General features: G+C 69.9%; 18 protein-coding genes. 10 read left to right on the top strand and 8 right to left on the bottom strand.

The window, feature by feature from the left end; genetic code table 11:
• The first annotated feature begins 31 nt into the window (after positions 1–31).
• The 6 genes from AC3WSN_RS18445 to AC3WSN_RS18420 all read left to right on the top strand — a co-directional run bounded on the left by AC3WSN_RS18445 (position 32) and on the right by AC3WSN_RS18420 (position 8,215).
• Entirely contained in the window at positions 32–895 is an 864-nt protein-coding gene (locus AC3WSN_RS18445; RefSeq protein ID WP_149310230.1) for an NADP-dependent methylenetetrahydromethanopterin/methylenetetrahydrofolate dehydrogenase, read from the top strand.
• Between the two features lie 10 nt (positions 896–905).
• Entirely contained in the window at positions 906–1,547 is a 642-nt protein-coding gene (fchA, locus tag AC3WSN_RS18440; protein ID WP_492539894.1) for a methenyltetrahydrofolate cyclohydrolase, read from the top strand.
• A 421-nt stretch (positions 1,548–1,968) separates the two neighbouring features.
• The gene (locus tag AC3WSN_RS18435) at positions 1,969–3,147 is read left to right on the top strand and encodes a malate--CoA ligase subunit beta (RefSeq protein WP_492539892.1); all 1,179 of its coding nucleotides are present in this window, start codon (positions 1,969–1,971) and stop codon (positions 3,145–3,147) included.
• A gap of 15 nt (positions 3,148–3,162) precedes the next feature.
• Positions 3,163–4,053, top strand: a complete 891-nt coding sequence (gene sucD, locus AC3WSN_RS18430) for a succinate--CoA ligase subunit alpha (protein ID WP_010687110.1) — start codon at positions 3,163–3,165, stop codon at positions 4,051–4,053.
• 250 nt (positions 4,054–4,303) lie between these two features.
• Positions 4,304–7,054 (top strand): phosphoenolpyruvate carboxylase, encoded by a 2,751-nt coding sequence (locus AC3WSN_RS18425; RefSeq protein WP_492539889.1) that lies wholly within the window; start codon positions 4,304–4,306, stop codon positions 7,052–7,054.
• A 189-nt stretch (positions 7,055–7,243) separates the two neighbouring features.
• Positions 7,244–8,215, top strand: a complete 972-nt coding sequence (locus tag AC3WSN_RS18420) for an HpcH/HpaI aldolase/citrate lyase family protein (RefSeq protein WP_192707875.1) — start codon at positions 7,244–7,246, stop codon at positions 8,213–8,215.
• 282 nt (positions 8,216–8,497) lie between these two features.
• Here AC3WSN_RS18420 and AC3WSN_RS18415 read toward each other — a convergent pair whose 3' ends face one another.
• The 4 genes from AC3WSN_RS18415 to AC3WSN_RS18400 form a co-directional block, all read right to left on the bottom strand.
• The gene (locus tag AC3WSN_RS18415) at positions 8,498–9,349 is read right to left on the bottom strand and encodes a glycosyltransferase family 2 protein (RefSeq protein ID WP_492539887.1); all 852 of its coding nucleotides are present in this window, start codon (positions 9,347–9,349) and stop codon (positions 8,498–8,500) included.
• The gene (locus AC3WSN_RS18410) at positions 9,346–9,939 is read right to left on the bottom strand and encodes an SAM-dependent methyltransferase (protein ID WP_492539885.1); all 594 of its coding nucleotides are present in this window, start codon (positions 9,937–9,939) and stop codon (positions 9,346–9,348) included. The genes AC3WSN_RS18415 and AC3WSN_RS18410 overlap by 4 nt, the downstream gene beginning before the upstream one ends.
• Positions 9,936–10,673: a PIG-L deacetylase family protein gene (locus AC3WSN_RS18405; protein ID WP_492543152.1), complete on the bottom strand. Its 738-nt coding sequence runs from the start codon at positions 10,671–10,673 to the stop codon at positions 9,936–9,938. Before AC3WSN_RS18405 ends, AC3WSN_RS18410 begins: the two co-directional genes overlap by 4 nt.
• Positions 10,674–10,845: 172 nt before the next feature.
• A complete protein-coding gene (locus tag AC3WSN_RS18400; RefSeq protein ID WP_492539883.1) occupies positions 10,846–11,169 on the bottom strand; it encodes a helix-turn-helix domain-containing protein in 324 nt (107 codons plus the stop codon).
• Positions 11,170–11,389: 220 nt separating this feature from the next.
• Between AC3WSN_RS18400 and AC3WSN_RS18395 the strand changes: the two genes are divergently transcribed.
• The 3 genes from AC3WSN_RS18395 (at position 11,390) to AC3WSN_RS18385 (ending at position 13,532) form a co-directional block, all read left to right on the top strand.
• Positions 11,390–11,908: an META domain-containing protein gene (locus tag AC3WSN_RS18395; RefSeq protein ID WP_192707878.1), complete on the top strand. Its 519-nt coding sequence runs from the start codon at positions 11,390–11,392 to the stop codon at positions 11,906–11,908.
• 95 nt (positions 11,909–12,003) lie between these two features.
• Positions 12,004–12,168, top strand: a complete 165-nt coding sequence (locus AC3WSN_RS18390) for a hypothetical protein (protein WP_238196760.1) — start codon at positions 12,004–12,006, stop codon at positions 12,166–12,168.
• An 830-nt stretch (positions 12,169–12,998) separates the two neighbouring features.
• Positions 12,999–13,532 carry a gamma carbonic anhydrase family protein gene (locus tag AC3WSN_RS18385; RefSeq protein WP_492539880.1) on the top strand — a complete coding sequence of 178 codons (534 nt, stop codon included), beginning with the start codon at positions 12,999–13,001 and terminating at the stop codon, positions 13,530–13,532.
• Between the two features lie 37 nt (positions 13,533–13,569).
• Here AC3WSN_RS18385 and ppa read toward each other — a convergent pair whose 3' ends face one another.
• Together ppa and AC3WSN_RS18375 are read right to left on the bottom strand one after the other, a co-directional pair.
• A complete protein-coding gene (gene ppa, locus AC3WSN_RS18380; RefSeq protein WP_238196764.1) occupies positions 13,570–14,103 on the bottom strand; it encodes an inorganic diphosphatase in 534 nt (177 codons plus the stop codon).
• A 111-nt stretch (positions 14,104–14,214) separates the two neighbouring features.
• Positions 14,215–14,721, bottom strand: coding sequence for a GNAT family N-acetyltransferase (locus AC3WSN_RS18375; RefSeq protein WP_192707883.1), 507 nt, complete (start codon positions 14,719–14,721; stop codon positions 14,215–14,217).
• Positions 14,722–14,916: 195 nt separating this feature from the next.
• Here AC3WSN_RS18375 and AC3WSN_RS18370 point away from each other — a divergent pair, with 195 nt between their 5' ends.
• Positions 14,917–15,642, top strand: coding sequence for a tyrosine-protein phosphatase (locus AC3WSN_RS18370; protein WP_192707884.1), 726 nt, complete (start codon positions 14,917–14,919; stop codon positions 15,640–15,642).
• Positions 15,643–15,650: 8 nt separating this feature from the next.
• Here the strand turns inward: AC3WSN_RS18370 and AC3WSN_RS18365 are convergent, their stop codons facing one another.
• Both AC3WSN_RS18365 and AC3WSN_RS18360 read right to left on the bottom strand, forming a co-directional pair.
• Positions 15,651–16,508: a prephenate dehydratase gene (locus tag AC3WSN_RS18365; protein ID WP_192707885.1), complete on the bottom strand. Its 858-nt coding sequence runs from the start codon at positions 16,506–16,508 to the stop codon at positions 15,651–15,653.
• Between the two features lie 24 nt (positions 16,509–16,532).
• Entirely contained in the window at positions 16,533–17,276 is a 744-nt protein-coding gene (locus tag AC3WSN_RS18360; protein WP_492539876.1) for a 3-deoxy-manno-octulosonate cytidylyltransferase, read from the bottom strand.
• Between the last annotated feature and the right edge of the window lie 51 nt (positions 17,277–17,327).

The raw sequence follows: 17,327 nt of genomic DNA, 5'->3' as shown, positions 1-17,327 counted from the left end.
TATGATGCCCATCCTGGGCCGAGGTTGAGACATGACCAAGAAGCTGCTGTTCCTGTTCGACACCGATGCCGTGCCGAACGTGTTCGACACGGTGGTCGGCTACGACGGCGGCGCCGACCACATCACCGGCTACGGCGGCGTCAATCCCGACAATGTCGGCGCGCTGGTCGACGGTACGATCTACACCCGCGGCGGCTCCGAGAAGAAGTCGACGGCGATCTTCGTCGGCGGCGGCAGCATGGCGGCGGGCGAAGAGCTGTTCACCGCGGTCAAGAAGCGGTTCTTCGGCCCGTTCCGGGTCTCGGTGATGCTCGATTCCAACGGCTCCAACACCACGGCCGCCGCGGGCGTCGCGCTGGTGGCCAAGGCTGCCGGCTCGCTCCAGGGCAAGAAGGCCGTCGTGCTGGCGGGCACCGGCCCGGTCGGTATGCGCTCGGCCGCTTTGCTCGCCGGGGAGGGCGCCGAGGTCACCATCGCGGGCCGCGCCCTCGACAAGACCCAGGCCGCCGCGGACCAGATCAACAAGCGCTTCAAGGTCAACGTGAAGGCCGCCGCGACCCCCGACGAGGCCTCCCGCGTCGCCCTGGTGAAGGGCACGAACCTCGTGTTCACCGCGGGCGCCATCGGCGTCGAGCTGCTGCCGGAAGCGGCCTGGGCGCAGGAATCGTCGATCGAGTTCGTCGCCGACTACAACGCCCAGCCCCCGACCGGCATCGGCGGCATCGACGTGATGGACAAGGGCAAGGAGCGCAACGGCAAGCAGGCCTTCGGCGCGCTGGGCATCGGCGGCCTGAAGCTCAAGCTTCACCGGGCCTGCGTCGGCCAGCTCTTCGAGAGCACCGACAAGGTGCTCGACGCCGAGGAGATCTACGCCCTCGCCAAGACCATGGCCTGAGGAGGCGCCGGTGACTGAGACGCATCGCCCCGAGTCCGACAGCATCGAGACGTTCCTGACGGAGCTGGCGAGTGCCGCCCCGACCCCCGGGGGCGGTGGCGCGGCGGCGATCTCCGGAGCCATGGGCGCGGCCCTGGTGTCGATGGTCTGCAACCTCACTATCGGCAAGAAGAAGTACGTCGAGGTCGAGGCCGAGCTGAAGGAGGTCCTGGCCAAGTCCGAGGGCCTGCGGGTCGTGCTCACCGGCATGATCGGCGAGGACGTGCAGGCCTTCGACGCCGTGATGGGCGCCTACGGCCTGCCCAAGGCTACCGACGACGAGAAGGCGGCCCGGGCCGAGAAGATCCAGGCCGCCCTCAAGACCGCCTGCGACGTGCCGCTCGCCTGCTGCCGGGCCTGCCGCGCCGTGATCGACCTCGCGGCGATCACGGCCGACAAGGGAAACCTCAACGTCGTCTCGGACGCCGGCGTGGCGGTGCTCTCCGCCTATGCCGGCCTGCGCAGCGCGGCCCTCAACGTCTACGTCAACGCGAAGGGTCTCGAGGACCGCGAGTTCGCCGACGAACGGTTGAAGGAGCTGGAGGATCTGCTCTCGGAGGCCGGCGCGCTCACCGAGAAGATCTACGCGGTCGTGAAAGCCAAGGTGAACTGAGACGGGCTTACGGTTCTCGCGACCGAACTCGCTTCGGCCGCGACGACCTTCCCCGTTGTTCCGGGGCGCGCAGGGCGAGCCCGGACCCGGAGGGGCACGCCGGGGGCGGCCAACCCACAACCGCTGCTGATGCAAGATCTTGGCGCGTCGGCGGCTCTGGATCTCGGGCTCCGCTGCGCGGCCCCGGGATGACGGCGAGAGGCGGATACGCTTGCAGATCTACAGTCGAGGCCGGGTGCATCGTGCCCCCGGCCTCGTTGTTTTTCTGTATGTCGCAGTGCAGCATCGAATACGATCCGTGCTGCGGCCGCGAAAAAGTCTCGGTCAATCAGCCGCTTAAAAAATTTGACGGGCGTAATCTTTCGACTCAACTAAAGTGAAGGGCGTCAACGGCGGCAACGAACCGCGGAGGAGGCGCCGAATGGACGTCCACGAGTATCAGGCCAAGGAGCTGCTTGCGAGCTTCGGCGTGGCCGTCCCGAAAGGGGCCATCGCGTTCAGTCCGGACCAGGCGGTCTACGCGGCCACCGAGCTCGGCGGCTCGTTCTGGGCCGTCAAGGCGCAGATCCACGCCGGCGCCCGCGGCAAGGCCGGCGGCATCAAGCTGTGCCGGACCTACAATGAGGTCCGCGACGCCGCCAAGGACCTCCTCGGCAAGCGCCTCGTCACCCACCAGACCGGCCCCGAGGGCAAGCCGGTGCAGCGGGTCTACGTCGAGACCGCCGACCCGTTCGAGCGCGAGCTCTATCTCGGCTACGTGCTGGACCGGAAGGCCGAGCGCGTCCGGGTCATCGCCAGTCAGCGCGGCGGCATGGATATCGAGGAGATCGCCGCCAAGGAGCCGGACTCGCTGATCCAGGTGGTGGTCGAGCCGGCGGTCGGCCTGCAGCAGTTCCAGGCCCGGGAGATCGCCTTCCAGCTCGGCCTCAACATCAAGCAGGTCTCGGCCGCGGTGAAGACGATCATGAACGCCTACCGGGCGTTCCGCGACTGCGACGGCACCATGCTGGAGATCAACCCGCTCGTCGTCACCAAGGACGACCGGGTGCTGGCGCTCGATGCCAAGATGAGCTTCGACGACAACGCCCTGTTCCGTCGGCCGGGCATCGCCGACATGCATGATCCGTCCCAGGGCGACCCCCGCGAGGCCCAGGCCGCCGAGCACAACCTCAGCTACATCGGCCTCGAGGGCGAGATCGGCTGCATCGTCAACGGCGCCGGCCTCGCCATGGCCACCATGGATATGATCAAGCACGCGGGCGGCGAGCCGGCGAACTTCCTGGATGTCGGTGGCGGCGCTTCCCCTGAGCGGGTCGCGACGGCCTTCCGACTCGTGCTCTCGGACCGCAACGTCAAGGCGATCCTCGTCAACATCTTCGCCGGCATCAACCGCTGCGACTGGGTCGCCGAGGGCGTCGTCCAGGCTGCCCGCGAGGTGAAGATCGACGTGCCGCTGGTGGTGCGGCTGGCCGGCACGAACGTCGAGGCCGGCAAGAAGATCCTGGCTGAGAGCGGCCTCGATCTCATCACCGCCGACACCCTGTCTGAGGCGGCCAAGAAGGCGGTCGACGCCTGCGCCACCGCCAAGACGAAGCACTGAAGGGGAGACCGCGCCATGAGCATCCTCATCGACGAGACCACCCCGATCATCGTCCAGGGCATCACGGGCGACAAGGGCACCTTCCACGCCAAGGAGATGCTCGACTACGGCACGAACGTCGTCGGCGGCGTCACGCCGGGCAAGGGCGGGCGCACCCATCTCGGCCTGCCGGTGTTCAACACCGTCAAGGAGGCGGTGGCGGCGACCGGCGCCACCACGTCGATCACCTTCGTGGCGCCCCCCTTCGCGGCGGACGCCATCATGGAGGCGGCCGATGCCGGGCTGCGGCTGGTCTGCTCGATCACCGACGGCATCCCCGCGCAGGACATGATGCGGGTGAAGCGCTACCTGTACCGCTACCCCAAGGAAAAGCGGACCATGGTGGTCGGCCCGAACTGCGCGGGCATCATCTCGCCCGGCAAGGCGATGCTCGGCATCATGCCCGGCCACATCTACCTTCCGGGCAATGTCGGGGTGATCTCCCGCTCCGGGACGCTGGGCTACGAGGCCGCCTCGCAGCTCAAGGAGCTGGGGCTCGGCATCTCGACCTCGGTGGGCATCGGCGGCGACCCGATCAACGGCTCGTCGTTCCTCGACCACCTCGCCCTGTTCGAGACCGACCCGGACACCGACGCGGTGCTGATGATCGGTGAGATCGGCGGCCCGCAGGAGGCCGAGGCCTCGGCCTGGATCCGCGAGAACATGTCGAAGCCGGTGATCGGGTTCGTGGCCGGGCTGACCGCGCCGAAGGGGCGCCGCATGGGCCATGCCGGCGCGATCATCTCGGCGGCCGGCGACAGCGCCGCCGAGAAGGCCGAGATCATGCGCTCCTACGGGCTGACCGTGGCGCCGGATCCGGGATCGTTCGGGCAGACCGTGGCCGACGTGCTGGCCCGGGCGGCGTAGCGCGCCGGCATCCAGAAGCGTGCCGCGCTCCCTCTCAATCTGCGGGGGAGGGTGGCCCGCGAAGCGGGCCAGGACGAAGTCCCGCAAGGGGGGAGCCCGGCCGCAGCAAATCGCGCGACCCTCAAGACGGCCGCAGCCTCGTCCTCACCGTCGCTCCCCCTTGCGGGACTTCGTCCCGACCCGCCCCCGCAGAGGGTGAGGGGGCGCGTCGCGCCTCGTCTTTCAAGAAAGTGCGCCACGAGGTGGCCCCATGACCCGTACCCTTCACGCAACCCCCGGCCTCGTCGACGCCACCGCCTTCGCGCCGCCGGTGATCACCGGCACCTCGTCGGAGCAGGCGCTGGACATCCTGTTCCAGGCGCTGCTCGACGTCGCCCGCCGGCACGACCCCGACCTCGAGGCGGTCCTGCACGGCACGGCCGACATCTCGCGCTTCTCGCCGCAGATGCTGGCGCGCGCCCTCCAGGTTCAGGGCATCTGGTTCCAGCTGATCTCCATCGCCGAGCAGAACGCTGCGATGCGCCGCCGCCGCCACGTGGAGCGCACGGAGGGACGGGCCGCGCTCGGCGGTTCCTTCGCCAAGGTCTTCTCCGACGCGCGCAAGCAGGGGGTGCCCCCGGAGAAGATCCAGGCGCTGCTCAGCGACCTGCGCATCCGCCCGACGCTGACCGCCCACCCCACCGAGGGCAAGCGGGTCACGGTGCTGGAGAAATTCCGCCGGATCTACCTCGTCCTGCGCGAGCTGGAGATGCCGCGCTGGACCGATCGCGAGCGCAACGGGCTCATGAACGAGCTGCGCGACCAGATCGAGCTGGTCTGGATGACCGGAGAGCTGCACCTGGAGAAGGCCACGGTCGAGCGGGAAGTGGCTTGGGGGCTGCACTTCTTCGACGAGACCCTGTTCGAGATGCTGCCCGAGACCTTGGAGACCCTGGAGGAGACGCTCGCCGAGACCTATCCGGGGACCGAATTCAAGGTGCCGCCGTTCTTCCAGTTCGGCTCGTGGATCGGCGGCGACCGGGACGGCAACCCCTACGTCACGGCCGCCGTCACCCGGCAGACCCTGCACCGCAACGCGCTGGCCTCGCTGACCCGCTACCGCGACGGCGTGCGCGAGCTGGGGCGGACCCTGTCGCTGACCGAGCGGTCGCTGCCGCTGCCCGAGAGCTTCCGCGCGGAGCTCGACCGGCACCTCGCCGAGAGCGGCCAGGCCCGGGCGATCACCCGCCGCAATCCCGGCGAGCCCTATCGCCAGTATCTCTCCTGCGTCTCGCGCAAGATCGACGCGACCATCGCCCGCAACGAAGGCGAGCACCCATCCGGTCCCGATTATGCCAGCGCGGACGGGCTGATCGAGGACCTGCGCGTTCTCGAGCGCGGCCTGACCGACGCCAAGTGCCCGGCGCTGGCGCGGGACCTCGTCCGCCCGGTCCGGCGCATGGTCGAGATCTTCCGGTTTTCGACGGTCCGTCTGGACCTGCGCGAGAACACCACCCGGACCACCGACACGCTCCAGGCCCTCTGGCGCCAGCGCAACGGCGAGGGCGAGCCGCCCGCCCTCGGCTCGGCCGCCTGGCGCCAATGGCTCGACACGGAGCTCGCCCGGCCGCGCGATCCCGAACGGTCCTTCGAGGACCTGCCCGACGCGGCCCGGGAGACGCTCGCCACCTTCGCGCTCGTCGCCGAGATGCGCGAGGCCCTCGACCGCGAGGCGTTCGGCGCCTTCGTGCTGTCGATGACCCGCTCGGTGGAGGACGTGCTCGGCGCCTACCTGCTCGCCAAGGAGACGGGGGTGTTCCTCGACGCGGCCGGCACCGAGATCTGCCCTCTGCCGATCGTGCCCCTGTTCGAGACCATCGACGACCTGCGCGCCGGCCCGGCGATCATGCGGGCCCTGCTCAACGTGCCGGTGGTGCGCCGCTCCACCCGCTGGCAGGGCGGCGTGCAGGAGGTGATGATCGGCTACTCCGATTCGAACAAGGACGGCGGCTTCGTCGCCGCCAACTGGGAACTCTACAAGGCCCAGAGCAAGCTGACCCGGCTCGGCGAGGAACTCGGCGTCGGCATCGCGTTCTTCCACGGGCGCGGCGGCTCGGTGAGCCGCGGCGGCGTGCCGACCCACCGGGGCATCATGGCCCAGCCGCCGGGCTCGATCCGCGGTCGGTTCCGCACCACCGAGCAGGGCGAGGTGGTCTCGTTCAAGTATGCCAACCGCGGCACCGCCGCCTACCAGATGGAGCTGCTGGCGGCTTCCGTGTTCGAGCACGCACTGGCCGGCGAGGGCGAGCGGGCGGGACCGGGCCACGACGACGCCCTGGAGGCTCTGGCCGGCGCGTCGCGGGCCGCCTACGTGCAGCTGCTCCAGACCGACGGCCTCGTCGACTATTTCCAGGCGGCGAGCCCGCTGGACGAGATTTCGCTCCTCAACATCGGCTCGCGCCCGGCCCGCCGGTTCGGGGCCCGCTCGCTCTCGGATCTGCGGGCGATTCCGTGGGTGTTCGCGTGGTCGCAGAACCGGCACGTCATCACCGGCTGGTACGGGGTCGGCTCGGGTCTCGCGAGCTTCCTCGACGTGCGCGGCCGCGACGGCGAGGCAACCCTCAAGCGCCTGTTCCAGGAATCCCGCGTCCTGCGCCTCGTCCTCGATGAGGTCGAGAAGACGCTGATGATGGTCGATCTCGACATCGCCCGCGCCTATGCGGGCCTCGTCCCCGATGCGGGCATCCGCGACCGGATTTTCGCGATGATCGAGGCCGAATACGCGCTGACCCGCGAGATGGTCCTGCGGGTGAGCGGCGGATCGGACCTGGCCGAGCGCTTCCCGCTGTTCCGCGACCGCCTGAAGGGGCGGCTGCCGACCATCAACCAGGTCGGGCGCGAGCAGGTCGAGCTGCTCGCCCGCTATCGCGCCGAGACCGACGAGGACCGGCGCGAGGCGGTGAAGTCCGCCCTGCTCCTGTCGATCAACTGCATCGCGGTCGGCTTCGGGGCGACGGGGTGAGGGCGCCGCGGACGCCCTCCCTCTCCCGCAGAGCGGGAACGGGGCAGCGCGCGAATGTTGTGAGCCGAGGAGCTGCCTGAAACGCACCGTCGCGCTCTGTCGCCGAGCCTGACGAGCGCCATCTTCACCGCCAGGCGGGTCTTACCCCCGCAACGGCATCAGAACCGTCATCAAGAGAGAGGAACACCCATGAGCTTCACGCTGATCCAGCAGGCCAAGCCGCGCCTGCACCGCTCCGAACTCGCCGTCCCCGGCTCCAACCCGACCTTCATGGAGAAGTCGGCCTCCTCGGCGGCCGACGTGATCTTCCTCGACCTTGAGGACGCGGTCGCGCCCGACGACAAGGAGAAGGCCCGCACCAACATCATCCAGGCGCTCAACGACCTGGATTGGGGCAACAAGACCATGATGATCCGCATCAACGGTCTCGACACCCACTACATGTACCGCGACGTAGTCGACATCGTCGAAGCCTGCCCGCGGCTCGACATGGTGCTGATCCCCAAGGTCGGCGTGCCGGCCGACGTCTACGCCATCGACGTGCTGGTCACCCAGATCGAGCAGGCCAAGAAGCGCGAGAAGCAGATCGGCTTCGAGGTGCTGATCGAGACGGCGCTCGGCATGGCCAATGTCGAGGCGATCGCCCAGTCGTCGAAGCGCCTGGAGGCGATGTCGTTCGGCGTCGCCGACTACGCCGCCTCGACCCGCGCCCGCTCCACCGTCATCGGCGGCGTGAACCCTGACTTCTCGGTGCTCACCGACAAGGACGAGTCCGGCAGCCGCCAGACCCACTGGCAGGACCCGTGGCTGTTCGCCCAGAACCGCATGCTGGTGGCCTGCCGGGCCTACGGCCTGCGCCCGATCGACGGACCGTTCGGCGACTTCTCGGATCCGGACGGCTACCGCTCGGCGGCCCGGCGCTGCGCCGCCCTCGGCTTCGAGGGCAAGTGGGCGATCCACCCGAGCCAGATCGATCTCGCCAATGAGGTGTTCACCCCGTCCGAGGCCGAGGTCACCAAGGCCCGCCGCATCCTGGAGGCCATGGAAGAGGCCGCCAAGGCCGGCCGCGGCGCCGTCTCCCTGGACGGTCGCCTCATCGACATCGCCTCGATCCGCATGGCCGAGGCGCTGATCGAGAAGGCGAACGCCATGAAGGCGTAAGCAAGGGCTTAACGTCGGCGGGTCTCGGGGCTGCCCCGGGATCCGTCGGCGTCGCTTCTGAATACCCTCGGCTAATTTATCAGCCGCCGTCTTTTTGGGGCGCCGCAGGCGAGCCCGGACCCGGAGGGGCACGCGGGAGGCAGGCAGACCAGAATCGCCGACGGTGTCAGGCCGCGCAGGCGTCGCGGATATGGATACCGGGCCCTGCTGCGCAGTCCCGGAACGACGGGATTGTCTTCTCGAACTGCAGCCCTGTCGAAACGGTCAGCGGCGCTGATGCGCTCAGAACGGCCGATCGTCCGGGAGCCGCGCGGCCGCCATCTCGTCCGGCGTCGGATCGCGGTGGATCACGATGCCCTTCGACCGGTCCGCCGCGATCAGCCCGAGACGCGCGAACCCATCGAGCCAGCCGTCCATCGGCCAGAGTCCGTGACGGCCGTGGAACCGGGCGGCGTTGGCCACGATATCGCGAAAGTGCTGCAGCGGCGGGTCATAGGCATCGTGGTGCTGATGGTAGGCCCGCGGCCCGCCGAGGAACAGGATCGGTACGCCGGCCCGGTCGGCCCGGAAGGCGAGGTCGGTGTCCTCCGCCCCGTAGCCGGAGAACGCCTCGTCGAAGCCGCCGAGCCGGTCGTAGGTCGCGGCGCGGACCGCGAAGGCCAGGGACCAGAACAGGCCGGGCTGCGGTGCCGGCGCCACCACGCCGGCGGGCGGGAAATCCCGCACCGGGTGCGGCTGCCCGAGCCGCTCCAGATCGGTCGCGTCCCAATGATCCCCGACGGCCCCGGCCGGCAGGTAACCGATCTCGCAGCAGACCAGGCCGTCGTGCTCGGCCGCCGCCCGCGACAGGCCGGCGACGAGCCCCGCCGAGGGGATGCAGTCCACGTCGAGGAAGATCAGCGTGTCGGCCCGGGCTGCCCGGCGGCCAGCATTGCGCGCCGCCGCGAGCGGCAGGCCGGCATGCGGGAACGGAACCCGCTCCACCGGGAAAGGCAGGGGCGGGAAGGCGGTCTCGTCGCCGCCGATCTCCACGACGATGCAGGCATCCGGCGCAGTCCCGCGCGCGAGACCCCCAAGCAGGCGGGTCAGGTGCGGGCGCCGGCCCTTGTTGAGGGTGATGACCGCCGTGCTCACGCGTCGATCCCGGCCCGCAGGACATCGATCCGGTACTCCGCCGCCCGGGACTGGTGGAGGACCTTGGCGAACGGCGCGGCGGACCGGATGAAACCCTCGGCGGCGGCGTCGCCCGAGAGCGGATAGTCTGTCTCGCCGAGCCAGTGCACCAGCACGATGTCGCCCCCGGGTTCGATCGTCTCGCCGGCGCGACGCACCAGCTCTGCGAAATCCGCCGGCGCCAGGAAGTACAGGAACTCGGACAGGACGATCAGGTCGAACCGACCGCCGGGCCAGTCGCCCGGCATGACGCCCTCCCGGATCTCGATGTGGGGCCGGTCGGCGCAGCGGGCGCGTGCGGTCTCCACGGCGGCGGGGACCAGATCCATCGCGACCAGCCTGTCGCAGCGCTCGGACAGGGCGCGGGTGAAGACCCCGATCGAGCAGGCCGGCTCGAAGGCCGACCGGTAGCGCTCCCGCGGCAGGCTCGCGAGCGTCGCCCCGTACTTGTCGCGCTCATAGGCCGACGACGTGAAGCCCCAGGGGTCCGGGTTGTCGGCGTAGATGCCGACGAAATACGCGTCCGGAAGCGTCTGCGTCCGCCGGGTCATGCCGGGACCGCGACGAAGCGTTCGAAGGGACCGCACAACCGCTCGATCATCGCCGGCTCCAGCCGGAAACCTCCGGGATCGTCCGAGATCAGATCGGTCGTCTGCGATTCGTGGGCGGCCACGGCGCGGGCCTTGATCGCCCGGTAGGCGGAGACGTCGAGGCGCAGGCCGGTCGGCTCCGGGCCGACTTCGGTGTCGGGCGGCAGGGTCCAGCCCCAGACCGGATACTCGTAGACCCGCACGCCCGGCATCTGGGGCCGAGCCAAAGCGACGATCGCGGCGGCCGCCTTGTGGTCGCAATGCGGGTCGTGACGCCAGGTCACGAAGGCCGCGCTGGCGCCGCAGGCCGTCGCCGCCCGTTCCACGGCGCGCGCCGCGGCTTCGGCGTCCGGTCCGTCGCTGGGGACATGGGCGTCGGGCAGGCGCAGGAACGTCACGTCGTCCGCGGTGAGCCCGAGCAAAGTCACGGCCCGCACGGTCTCGGCCTCGCGCAGGGTGCGCAGCTTCTCGGGCGGATACAGTTCTGAATGGGTGTGCGAGCCGCATCCGTCGCTGATCACCACGAGGTGCACGCGCCGTCCGGCGGCCCGTGCGGCGGCGATCAGGCCGCCGCAGCCCAGGCTCTCGTCGTCGGGATGGGGGGCAACGACCACGAGGCCGCCCGTCCCGACAAGAGCGTCGAGGCTCGCGAGGGGCAAGGCGTCGGCAGCGGCCAGGAACGCGTCGGCGCGCATCAGCGGTTCGCCGCCGAGCTTGCGAACGACGCGCGACACGCGCAGGTCCGGGACGTGTGGCGGATCAGATCGGTCACAGATCGCTCCAGGGTCGTTGAGCGGAGGCTTCCCCGCTATCGTCCCGGGCGTCTGAACGCGCCATGAGCGGCGCGTTCGGGATCCGGACGTGCCGCTACCGGTCGTTCTCGGTCGTGAGCGCGTCTGGGCGCGTGCCTTCGTCGGGGTTGGGTCGGTCTGCGAGGTGGACGCCCTGCGTCGGCGCGTCGGTGAAGACCGCCCCGGCCGTACAGAGCGCGCTCCGCAGGGCCTCGATCTGTCCGCTCGGCGGATCGCCGTAGCCACCCTCGAAATCCTGGACGAGCCGCGCGTCGAGGCCGACCTTGGCGGCCAGATCGGCTTCCGACCAGCCGAGCAGGCCCCGGGCTGCCCGCGACTGCGCCGGGCTCATCACCCGCGTTCGGGTGCCGCTCTGTGCCCCTTCGTCCGATCCGGCCAACGTCACTCTCCCGCGGTGCGATGATCAACAACGGCGACCGTCACCGATCGTTTCCGGGCGGGCGATGAAGCACGACCATAATTGTGCTGAAATCCTGGCGCATCCGGCAAGGCGCATAGATTCGGAGCGGCCCTTCCGGGGGTTGGCCCGCGCGGCAGACGCCGCGTTCTCCGGATCCGGAATGACCTGAGCGCGGAGCGCGCGAGATGGGGACTGGACGATGAGAGGGGTGCTGATCGCGACCTTGGCCTGCGCGGTGCTGGCCATAGACCTGTCTGCGGCAACGCAGGCGCAGGCCCAGATGGGCGGCGGATCCCCAACCGGCTTCGGCAAGGGCAACCGCCGTCCCGGCGGCGAAGACGAGAAGAAGCCCCAGTACGTGCCGGGGGCCAAGGCCAGCGAGAAGATCTTCCCGCTCGATTCGACCTGGACCGCGGTGAGCCTCAACGGCAAGCCGTTCACCGGTGGCGACCGCCCGAGCTTCATCATCGACAAGCAGTACCGAGCCCGCGGCTATGGCGGCTGCAACACCTTCGCGGCCACCGCCTTCCCGCTCAAGGAGCAGCACATCGCGGTCGGGCCGCTCGCGCTGACCAAGAAGAGCTGCGACAAGGGTCTCGCCGCCTCCGAGCAGGCCTACTTCGTCGCCCTGCGCACCTCGGCAGTGTGGGACTTGGTCGGCTCGCAGCTGGTGCTGAAGAGTCCGAACGGTGAGCTGAAGTTCGACCGCGCCCTTTAACGGCCGGTTCACCACGCCGCGCGAAGAGGCCCGCTGATTCAGAAGGCCTTGAGAGGCGGCGGCCCTTACTCCTCCGGTATCGGAGGAGACCACGGATGCCAGTGGGAATCGGTATCGGGCGCGGAGAGGGGCCGCGCTCCGGCACGACGCGCACCCTGCGCTTCACCGGGCCAGAGAGCTTCCACCTCGGTGCCCTTTGGCTCGCTGCCGCCATTCCGACGCTGGCGACCTTGCTTCTGATCGTCCGCCTCGCGAGCTGAGCCGCGCGATTCCGAGCGGCCGAAGCTGGTTAGTCCGAGCCGTTCCGGCCGCGCGCGTCCGCCACGGTCCCGGACCTCGTCGCCTCGTTCGCCGCTCGCCCGTGCGCCGTCACAGGTGGGAACAGCGTTTCCAGCCCTGCGGCGACGCCGTACAGGACGGGATCGGCCCTCAACCCGGACCGGGGTGGATGAAGATCACTTGCGAGCAGGGTCTGCTTGCGGATCTGGCGCGCGTTTGCGGGCATCTATCCGCGTCCTCGTTTTTGTCGTTCGGCACTTCGCGAAGACTCAATCCCGCGTGCCGCGTTTTGTTGCCGCGGCCCGTAGGAATCTTTGCTGGGGAGAACTGAAGAACCGGCCCGTGTGCTTTGAGCCACGCTGCGATCTCAGCCGCGGCGCCGAAGAACGATCATCGGATTCCCGTCGCGGGCCGGGCAGGCTGCCGGAACGACGCTCATGATCACGGCACTCGGGCAGCGGGCCCGGCATCTCTGGGCCGCCGCGATCTGATCGGGACCGCAGGCGTCGGCGAAGCAGAACATCCCGAGATCCTCGCATGTCGCCACAAACCCGGTCCGTTGTGCGGCCTGATGCAGATCCGCCGCCGACGCGCCCTGGATCGCGAGGAGCCCCACAAGCCCGATCCATGCCGAGATCCGCGCCATCCGTGAGCCCAATCCGCGTCTCGCCTGCCTGCGCGCCCTGACTAGCATTGGCAGCCCGTTCGGACCGTGCCATTCCCGCGACAGACGACAATCGTCTCCGGTCTTGGGCCGTGCCGGCCGCCGGTGAGCACCGTTCCGCGGACCACGCCGCGCTGAAAGGCCGCCATGCCCCTCTACGCCCTCGACGATCATGTGCCGGACCTCGCCGATCCCGACCGGGTCTGGATCGCACCCGACGCGCAGGTGATCGGCCGGGTCCATCTCGGTCTCGATGTCGGGATCTGGTTCGGGGCGGCCCTGCGCGGCGACAACGAGCCGATCCGCATCGGCGACCGCAGCAACGTCCAGGAAGGCGTGATCATGCACGTCGATCCCGGCTTTCCGCTCAGCATCGGGACCGACGTCACGGTCGGCCACGGGGCCATCGTTCACGGCTGCACGATCGGGGACGGCAGCCTGATCGGCATGGGCGCCACGGTCCTGAACGGCGCCGTCATCGGACGGGGGTGTCTGGTCGGCGCCAACGCGCTGGTGACCGAGGGCAAGACCTTCCCGGATTACAGCCTGATCGTCGGCGCGCCGGCCAAGTCCGTCCGCACCCTCGACGAGGCGGCCATAGAAGGTCTGCGGCAGGCCGCCCTGCGCTACGTGGAGAATGCCCGGCGTTACCGGGCCGGGCTGCGCCGCATCGACGGTTGAACGGCCGCGCCCTGCGCGGGCGCGGTCGCCGGAACCGCTACTTCTTGGCCTTGCCCCGCTCGATCGCCTCCTCGATCAGGCGGTGGGCCTCCTCCTTGTCGCCCCAGCGGACGAACTTGACCCACTTGCCGGGCTCCAGATCCTTGTAGTGCTCGAAGAAGTGCTGGATCTGGTGGATCGTGATCTCGGGCAGGTCGGTGTAGTTCTCGACCCGATCGTAACGCTTGGTCAGGTGGCGCGACGGGACCGCGATGATCTTCTCGTCCTCGCCGCCCTCGTCCTGCATCACCATCACGCCCACGGGGCGGGCGCTGATGATCGCGCCCGGCAGCACCGCGCGGGTATTGGCCACCAGCACGTCGCAGGGATCGCCGTCGCCCGACAGAGTGTGGGGGATGAAGCCGTAATTGCCCGGGTAGAACATCGGCGTGTAGAGGAACCGGTCGACGACCAGCGCGCCGGATTCCTTGTCCATCTCGTACTTGATCGGCTCGCCGCCCAGCGGCACCTCGACGATCACGTTGACGTCGTGCGGCGGCTTCTTGCCGAGCGGGATGGCGTCGATCTTCATGGCGTTTCGCTTCCGGAATGCGGTCTGCTTCGCGTCCCAGACCTCTTAGAGACGCGGATCGCCAATGCAAATCTGGAAGGGTTGCAGCCGGGCAACGGGCACTGGAAAACGTCAGCCGAACAGGTAGCCGACCTTCGGCAGGGGGACGCCCGCCACGCGGTCCAGCACGCGCGGGCCGGCCTTGCCGCCGAGCCCCTCGTAGAAGGCGCCGGCCCGTTCGTTGTCCTCCAGGCTCCAGACCCCGAGCTGGGTCAAGCCATGATCCGCAAGATCGTTGCGGACCGCGCGGAACAGGCGGCGGCCGAGGCCGACGCCCTGGTATTCCGGCAGGAGATAGAGCTCGTCGATCTCGGCTTCCGTGCCGAGGGCGCGGCTGCGGGTGCGGCCGTAGGCGGCGTAGCCAACCACCCGATCCCCGGTCTCGACGACGGCGATCGGCCGACCGCGGCGCAGGGCTCCGCGCCACCATGTCCGGTCGCGGCTGGAAATCAGGCGCTCCAGGGGCAGCCCCGGAATGATCCCGCGATAGGCCTCGCGCCACGAGGCATCGAACACCTTGGACAAGCCGCCGAGATCGGCCTCGCGGGCCCGGCGGATGCTCGTGGTGCGCGTGCTCATGGGATTCCGGCCTCCCCTCGTCCGACCGGCGGATAACCCGCGCGGTCGCCGCAGGTTCGATGCCGATCCGGGCGGAGTGAAGGCAAGAACGGCGCCGGTTTCCGACGATCTGCCGCGACGGCTGTAGGCGACGCGAATTGCCGGCCCCTCGGGCGGCTGGTAGAGCCCGCGCTCGTTCCCTCCGGCAGCACGGCCTTGTTCAACCGCTTCCTGAAGCCCGAGACGCGCTACGCGCGGCGCATGGCCCGGATCGCCCGCTTCGAGCGGCCGATCGCCGGACCGGGCGACCGGCTGAGGGCCTGGGCCAACATGCTGCTGATGGACCACGGCGTGTTCCGGCTCGCCTATCTCAACCGCCATCGGGTCGGCACCGGTGCGCTCTGGCGCTCGGCCCAGCCCGGACCGCACCATCTTGCCCGCTTCCGGGCCGAGGGCGTGCGCACGGTCATCTCCCTGCGCGGCGGCCGCGAGCACGGGTCCTGGCCGCTGCAGCGCGAGGCCTGCGAGCGCCACGGCCTGATCCTGCGGGAATTCGTGCTGCGCTCCCGGGAGGCGCCGGACCGGGAGACCATCCTGGCTGCCAAGGACTTCTTCGCGAGCGTCGCGTACCCGGCGGTGATGCACTGCAAGTCGGGCGCCGACCGGGCCGGCCTCGCCTCGGCCCTGTACCTGATCCTGCACGAGGGCCGGCCTGTCGCCGAGGCGGCCCGGCAGCTCTCGGCCCGCTACGGCCATCTCCGCTTCGCCAAGACCGGCATCCTGGACGCGTTCTTCGCCCGCTACCGCCTAGAGGGCGAGGCCAGGGGGATGGACTTCCTGACCTGGGTCGAGACCGTCTACGACCCGGAGGCGCTCAAGCGCGACTTCCGGCCGGGTTTCTGGTCGGATCTGGCCGCGGACCGGGTGCTGCGGCGGGAATAGGCGCGACGCTACTCCGCCGCCGGTCGCGCTGCCTCGCGGAACGGGTGGGCCGGGTAGGTGCCGATCACCCGCAGCTCGCGCGAGAAGAAGCCGAGCTCGTCGAGGGCTCGGGCGAGGCCCGGATCCTCCGGATGACCGTCCACCTCCGCGTAGAACTGCGTGGCGGTGAACTCGCCGTCCATCATGTAGCTCTCGAGCTTCGACATATTGACGCCGTTCGTCGCGAAGCCGCCGAGGGCCTTGTAGAGGGCGGCTGGGATGTTGCGGACGCGGAACACGAAGCTCGTCACGCAGGGCTCGGTCCCGGGCGCGACCGGCTCGGGCTCGGGGGAGAACACCACGAAGCGGGTCGTGTTGTGGGCCTCGTCCTCGACGTCGCGCTCCAGGATGTCGAGCCCGTAGACCGCGGCGGCGAGCGCCGGCGCCAGGGCCGCCCGGCTCGGATCGCCGATCTCGGCGATCTCGCGCGCAGCCCCGGCGGTGTCGCCGGCCACAACGGCCTTGACGCCCAGGCGACGGACGACCCGGCGGCACTGGCCCAGCGCGTGGACGTGGCTGTGAACCGTCCGGATCGTCTCGATCGACGTGCCCGGAAGGACCATGAGCTGGAAGTGGATCGGCAGGAAGTGCTCGGCCACGATGTGCAGCGGCGAGGTTGGGATCAGGTGGTGAATGTCGGCGACACGGCCGGCGATCGAGTTCTCGATCGGGATCATCGCCCGCTGCGCCCGTCCTTCCGTGACGGCCGCGAACGCATCCTCGAAGGTGGCGCAGGGCAGGTACGTCCAGTCCGGAAAGGCTTCCGCGCAGATGATGTGCGAGTTGGCTCCGGGCTCACCCTGGTAGGCGATCGTGCGGTCTGTCATGGCGGCGAGGTTTCGGGCGCGCGTTCAGTTGAGGCGCCGGGCCTGGAGCAGGGCGCGGGCGCGCTCCAGGTCGGCGGGGGTGTCGACGCCGAGCGGCAGATCGTCGACGATGGCGGCGTCGATGCGCATGCCGGCCTCGAGCGCCCGCAGCTGCTCCAGCTTCTCGCGGACCTCCAGCTCGCCCGGAGGCAGGGCGACGAAGCGGGTTAGGGCGGTGCGCCGGTAGGCGTAGAGGCCGATATGGTGCCAGAGCGGTCCGTCGCCCCAGGGGGCGCGGGCGCGGGTGAAGTAGAGGGCGCGCAGGCGGCCGGGGCCGACGGCGTGTCCCACCAGCTTGACCACGTTCGGGTTGTCGGCCTCGTGCGGATCGGTGATCGGGGCGCAGAGCGTGACGATGTCCACCGTCCGGTCGGCGAGCGGCATGACGGCCGCGCCGATGATCGCCGGATCGATGGTCGGCAGGTCGCCCTGCACGTTGACGACCACGTCGTGGCGCCCCTCCGGATCGACGATCTCCAGCGCCTCCGCGAGCCGGTCCGAGCCGGACGGGTGGTCGGCCCGGGTCATCACCGCGAGGCCGCCCGCCGCCTCCACGGTCCTGGCGATCTCGGCCGTGTCGGTGGCCACCACCACGGGGCCGATCCCAGCCTCGACGGCCCGGCGCCAGACATGGACGATCATGGCCTCGCCGGCGATGTCGGCCAGCGGCTTGTTCGGCAGGCGAGTCGCCGCGAGGCGGGACGGGATCAGGACCAGGGGATCGGACATGAGAAATCGGACCTGGGCACGGCAACGTGGCGGCCGCGCCGGGAAACGGCC

This window comes from Methylobacterium sp. FW102-HT35C08 (assembly GCF_058790235.1).
Note: the sequence above shows the minus strand (reverse complement) of the source record. Positions and strands in the feature narration are given on the sequence as shown.